General features: G+C 62.0%; 2 protein-coding genes and 1 pseudogene. All 3 read right to left on the bottom strand.

Going from position 1 to position 2309, the window contains the following annotated elements; translation table 11 throughout:
- The coding region (locus ACK42S_RS17555) for an Eco57I restriction-modification methylase domain-containing protein (RefSeq protein ID WP_409710644.1) at positions 1-1116 on the bottom strand (1116 nt) is incomplete at its 3' end.
- A gap of 2 nt (positions 1117-1118) precedes the next feature.
- A complete protein-coding gene (locus ACK42S_RS17550) occupies positions 1119-2081 on the bottom strand; it encodes a XamI family restriction endonuclease (RefSeq protein WP_409710641.1) in 963 nt (320 codons plus the stop codon).
- Positions 2082-2104: 23 nt separating this feature from the next.
- Positions 2105-2309 (bottom strand): annotated as a pseudogene (locus ACK42S_RS17545) (hypothetical protein); the annotation flags it as partial.

Here is a 2309-nt window from a genome sequence, read left to right as displayed (position 1 = left end):
CTGCACCTCGTCTTCCGGCAGGTCGCAGTCAAGCAGAAACAGGCGTTTGTCCAGCAGCGGCACCCCCTGCGCGTCGGCCATGATCTCGTCGTCCTTGACGTAGCGCGCGCTCGGGAGGATAGGACGCAAGAACTGCGGCGGGATGCTCAGGGAGCGCACGCGCTCCTCATCAAGGATGAAGAAGCTGTTATCGCCGGTGGCCAGGCCTCGCTTGATGGCAAACAAGTCGCCCAGCCGGTAGCCCTCATGGACAGCCTCGGCGTCCTGCTTAGGAAAGCGCGTCCACTTCTCAGCCCGCTCCAGGTCCTGCACGCTCACGTTCTTGATGAGTGCCGGCTTCTGCATCGTCCCCCCATAGGAGAACGTGACCTCATGGCCAGCCGGCGGCTTCTGCTTCTTGAACCAGACTACCGCCGAGGACACCAACGCGTCATCGAACTGGACATCGTTGGGGTCAAAGCGATGGATGTGCAGCAGCGTTACCTCGCGCAGCAGGTATGCCTTGAGGGCCTTGCCGTAGTTGACATCCATGAACTCGCTCGGGATGAGCCATCCGGCAACGCCGCCCTCACTCATCCAGTCGTGCGACAGTGCCATGAAGTAGCAGTAGAGGCCAGCCAGGCCGGACAGCTCGACGTGTGCCACCCTGCGCGCTGCCTCCTGCAGGCGCAGCTTCTCTTCGCCGCTCAGGTGATGGTGGCGCACATAAGGCGGATTGCAGATGAGCAGGTTCGCTCGGCCGGCATCAGCGGCCGGCGGTGTCTGCCGCGTGAAATCCCCCAGGGTGATTTCGAGTGGCGAGCCCTGCCACAGATCCAGCGCTGGCTGTCCGTAGTGCGCATCAATCTCAAAGCCGCGCGCCCAAGCGACGGGTCTGCGTCGACAGGTCGACCTCAAGGCCGAATAGAACGAGCCAGTGCCGATAGCCGGGTCGAAGAAGCGCACCGCTTCGCCCTGAGGCAACAGGCTCAGTCCGTAGGCAAGCACGTCGCGGGCGAGCTGTGTGGGCGTTGCGAACTGGCCGAGCTTGTTGCGCTCGGCCTGAGTCTTGTGGCCGTCGAGCGCCGCCTGTAAGGCGCAGCGGCGTTCTTCGAGCTGGTCGTTCTTGCTGGGCATGGTCAGATTCCGAACAGCGCGAGGTCATCGATGCGGTGTTCCCACACCCAATCGATGCCTTCGGCTGCCTCATAGCCGAGATAGCCGCTATCAAAGTAGCCGCACAGGAAGAGGTTGAAGCGCACGGCGTCACCGTAGGTGCTGCGAAGCTGGGCCATCTTGACCGCCTCTTCCTTGCGGCGCTTGTTGGTGTTGGTGAAGTCGCCCGCTGACTTCGCCTCGAAGAACAGCGGCATGTCCTTGGCCTTAGCGGTCTTTGGCATGATGACCGCATCAATGGGGATGTTGACCGACTGCACCCCGCCCTCCAGCTTGACCGGCACGTTCAGGCGGAAGCTGAACGTGCCAGCGGGCATGGCGTTGAACTTGGTTCCATCTCCAGCGGGAAGCTGCTTGTAGCCGCGCTGCTCCAGCCAGGCCTTGATGGCGGCGAGCTGCCGCTTCTCCTGAGCATTACGAATAATGGGGTTGGCGACGGCGCCGCACAGCCGGTCGGCGACGATGGTGGCCGCTCGGTGAATCTCAACCTCGGTCGCTGGCGCCTCGCGTTTGATCCACACGAAGATGTCGGGGTCAGCGAGGCGCTCGATGATGGCAGCGATTTTTTCGAGCTCACGGTCGGCCTGGGTGACCGACATCCGCACCGGCAGCCGCTGCTCCTGCTCCATGCACTTGACGAGGTTGGGGGAAGCGCCTGCCAGACCAATGAGACGGTCTACTGCCAACGGTGGGCATGTGGACATCCGAAGCGTCGGCAGGATCTCGGGATGTTTGCGCAGCACCGCCGGCCGCACGTCGGTAAGGTTCCCGGTGGCGCGAAGCGCTGCCTCAACGTCCTTGGTAGTCTGAATTCGCGTGGTGCGAAACGCATCTGGCGCAAAATTTATGAACCAGTCGTTATACATATCGACCGATAGCGCCACGTCGGCCTTCCAGTTGTGAGGTTTGTCGAGATTGACAGCCATGCTGATACCTCCAGTAGTGCCATCTAGCGGGCGGGCAACATGCTGTGTTGCGGATCTTCAGGCCTTCTTTTCATCGCTATGCTTGCCTCCAGCGCGGCGATGTGTTCGGGCTTGAACTGGTCGAGCCGATAGGCGCTGTCTTTCAGCAGGTCTGCAAGGGTGACGGTCATGTCGGTTTTCCTGAACGCTCGTTGTTCTCTTCGTCCGCGCCCCCGGCGCGCACCCACT

The organism is Caldimonas sp. (assembly GCF_046289365.1).
Taxonomy (GTDB): Bacteria; Pseudomonadota; Gammaproteobacteria; order Burkholderiales; family Burkholderiaceae_C; genus Caldimonas.
This window is presented reverse-complemented; position numbering and strand designations above follow the sequence as displayed.

Bases quoted from the DNA above. Each gene is read 5' to 3' on its own strand.
- ACK42S_RS17550 (WP_409710641.1), bottom strand. From the start codon at position 2,081: ATGGCTGTCAATCTCGACAAACCTCACAACTGGAAGGCCGACGTGGCG.